This window comes from Paraburkholderia sp., assembly GCF_034668105.1.
Taxonomy (GTDB): Bacteria; Pseudomonadota; Gammaproteobacteria; order Burkholderiales; family Burkholderiaceae; genus Paraburkholderia.
In genome coordinates this window covers 1-2,922 of sequence record NZ_JAXDPY010000308.1, presented here as the reverse complement: position 1 = coordinate 2,922, position 2,922 = coordinate 1, and the positions used below count along the sequence as shown (strand labels likewise).

The 2,922-nt window shown below is 61.6% G+C and carries 3 protein-coding genes and 1 pseudogene; all 4 read left to right on the top strand.

Features of this window, described 5'->3' with window-relative positions; all coding sequences use genetic code 11:
* Positions 1-942 (top strand): tryptophan synthase subunit beta (trpB, locus tag QOC89_RS13985; RefSeq protein ID WP_323045552.1); only part of this gene is annotated, 942 nt, incomplete at its 5' end.
* 11 nt (positions 943-953) lie between these two features.
* On the top strand, positions 954-1,871 hold the full coding sequence (locus QOC89_RS13980) for a site-specific DNA-methyltransferase (RefSeq protein ID WP_323045551.1): 918 nt from the start codon (positions 954-956) through the stop codon (positions 1,869-1,871).
* A 31-nt stretch (positions 1,872-1,902) separates the two neighbouring features.
* Entirely contained in the window at positions 1,903-2,715 is an 813-nt protein-coding gene (trpA, locus tag QOC89_RS13975; RefSeq protein WP_323045550.1) for a tryptophan synthase subunit alpha, read from the top strand.
* Positions 2,716-2,796: 81 nt separating this feature from the next.
* Positions 2,797-2,922: pseudogene (locus QOC89_RS13970) on the top strand (acetyl-CoA carboxylase carboxyl transferase subunit beta); the annotation flags it as partial.

The following is a 2,922-nucleotide window of genomic DNA, read 5'->3' as shown; positions in this document are numbered from 1 at the left end:
CACACCGGCGCCCACAAGATCAATAACGTGATCGGCCAGGCGCTGCTCGCCAGGCGCATGGGCAAGCCGCGCGTGATCGCGGAAACCGGCGCGGGCCAGCACGGCGTGGCGACCGCAACCATTGCGGCGCGCTTCGGCATGGAATGCGTGGTCTACATGGGCGAGGAAGACGTCCGCCGCCAGGCAGCCAACGTGTACCGGATGAAACTGCTCGGCGCGACGGTAGTGCCGGTGTCCTCCGGCTCGCGCACGCTGAAAGACGCCCTCAATGAAGCGATGCGCGACTGGGTGACCAACGTCGAAAACACCTTCTACATCATCGGCACGGTTGCGGGGCCGCATCCGTATCCGATGATGGTGCGCGACTTCCAACGGGTAATCGGTGACGAGTGCAAGGTGCAGATGCCTGAACTGGTCGGCCGTCAGCCGGATGCCGTGATTGCGTGCGTTGGCGGTGGTTCGAATGCAATGGGGATCTTTTACCCGTACATTGAAGACACTTCAGTGCAACTGATCGGCGTTGAAGCCGCTGGCGACGGGATCGAAACCGGCCGTCACGCGGCCTCGCTGATCGGCGGCAGTCCGGGCGTGCTGCACGGTAACCGTACCTATCTCCTGCAAGACGACGACGGTCAGATCATCGAGACGCATTCGGTCTCGGCCGGGCTGGACTACCCGGGCGTCGGTCCTGAGCATGCGTGGCTAAAAGACAGCAATCGTGCGCAATATGTCGGCATCACCGACGAAGAGGCGCTCAAGGCGTTCCACGATTGCTGTCGCATCGAAGGCATTATTCCGGCGCTGGAATCCAGCCACGCGCTGGCCTACGCCGCGAAGCTTGCGCCGACTTTGCCGAAGGACAAGGTCCTTCTGGTCAACCTGTCGGGTCGCGGCGACAAGGACATGCACACGGTCGCCGAGCGATCGGGCATTCAGTTCTGAGCGCCGCGACGATGCGCGACGAGTTCGACGAGCCACAACCGGCGCTTGAAACCGCCCCGGTCGCCGAAGTAGCGGCGCTCGAGGCGCCTGCACCTTTGTTAGCACAGGTGCCCGCCGGCATCCGGCTGTTGAACCGCGATTTTCTGACCGATGTAGCGAACATTCCCGACGGGTCGATCGACCTGATCCTCTGCGATCCGCCTTATGGGCTCGGCAAGGATTATGGCAACGACTCCGACATGCGCTCCGGCGAGGATTTCCTCGCCTGGACGCGTGGCTGGCTCGAGCTGGCTATTCCGAAGCTCAAGCCGTCGGGTTCGCTGTATATCTTCTGCACCTGGCAGTACGCGCCGGAAATCTTCAGCTTCCTGAAGACAAAACTCACGATGATCAACGAAATCATCTGGGACCGGCGTGTGCCGAGCATGGGCGGAACGGTGCGCCGTTTCACTTCGGTGCACGACAACATCGGCTTTTTCGCGGTGTCGAAGGATTATTACTTCGATCTCGATCCCGTCCGCATCCCGTACGATGCCGTCACGAAGAAGGCGCGTTCGCGTAAATTGTTCGAAGGCAGTAAGTGGCTGGAGCTTGGCTATAATCCGAAGGACGTCTGGTCGGTATCCCGGCTGCATCGGCAACACGCCGAGCGTGTCGATCATCCGACCCAGAAGCCTCTGGAAATCGTCGAGCGGATGGTGCTTGCCAGTTGTCCGAAGGGCGGGCGCGTGCTCGACCCCTTCATGGGCAGCGGCACCACCGCAGTCGCTTGCGCCCGGCAGCAGCGCGAATTCGTCGGCTATGAGATCAATGAAAGTTACTGCGCGATAGCGCGCGAACGCGTTAGCGCGGCCGCGTCGGCGCCCGCTGGTGCTCGCAAAACCCGCAAGGTTGCGGCCAAAGCCGAGCGCCAAACCGAGGCGCAATAAGCCCAGTAGCAAAAAAATCCGAGAATATTCCATGTCCCGTATCAAGAACACGTTTGCCGCGTTGTCCGCCCAAGGTAAAAAAGGCCTGATTCCCTTCATGACGGCCGGCGACCCGGATCCGGCGCGCACGGTCGAATTCATGCACGCGCTCGCCGCCGGCGGTGCCGATGTGATCGAACTCGGCGTGCCGTTTTCCGACCCGATGGCCGACGGCCCGGTGATCCAGCAATCTTCCGAACGCGCGTTGGCGCAGGGCGTGTCGCTGCGTCACGTGCTGGCCGACGTGAAGCGCTTCCGCGAAACCGACGACAAAACGCCGGTGGTGTTGATGGGCTACGCGAATCCGATCGAACGCATGGGCACTGAAGCGTTCGCCAAGGCGGCGAAGGAAGCCGGGGTGGACGGCGTACTGGTTGTCGACTACCCGCCGGAAGAGTGCGTGAACTTCGCGGAACAGATGCGATCTGCCGGCATTGATCCGATCTTTTTGCTTGCGCCCACTTCCACGGATGAGCGCATTGCCGAGGTCGGCAAAATCGCCAGTGGCTATGTCTACTATGTGTCGTTAAAAGGCGTGACCGGCGCGGCAAATCTGGACGTTTCCAGCATCGCGAGTAAAATCCCGGCCATCAAGTCGCGCGTACCCCTGCCGGTGGGCGTCGGTTTCGGCATCCGTGACGCGCAAACGGCGCGTTCGGTGGCCGAAGTTTCCGATGCCGTCGTGATCGGCAGCCGCATCGTGCAACTGCTCGAACAGGCGGCCCCCGAAACCGCCGCCGAGACGCTTACGCGCTTCATCGCCGAAGTGCGCGAGGCGCTCGATAGCGTCGCGACTGCCCGATAACAGTAATTTTTTGTCTCCTGTAACGTGAGCGGCGGGTTTGTCCCGCCGTTCGCGCAACCGGCTGACCCAGAAGGATTCAATATGAGCTGGCTCGATAAGCTGCTGCCGCCGAAAATCAAACAACCCGACCCGAAGAACCGCAAGGGGATTCCGGAAGGCCTGTGGATCAAGTGCCCGTCGTGCGAAGCCGTGCTGTACCGCAATGAC

What these genes read in the sequence shown, in the direction of transcription:
- QOC89_RS13980 (WP_323045551.1), top strand. Translation starts at nt 954, where the DNA reads ATGCGCGACGAGTTCGACGAGCCACAACCGGCGCTTGAAACCGCCCCG.
- trpA (WP_323045550.1), top strand. Translation starts at nt 1,903, where the DNA reads ATGTCCCGTATCAAGAACACGTTTGCCGCGTTGTCCGCCCAAGGTAAA.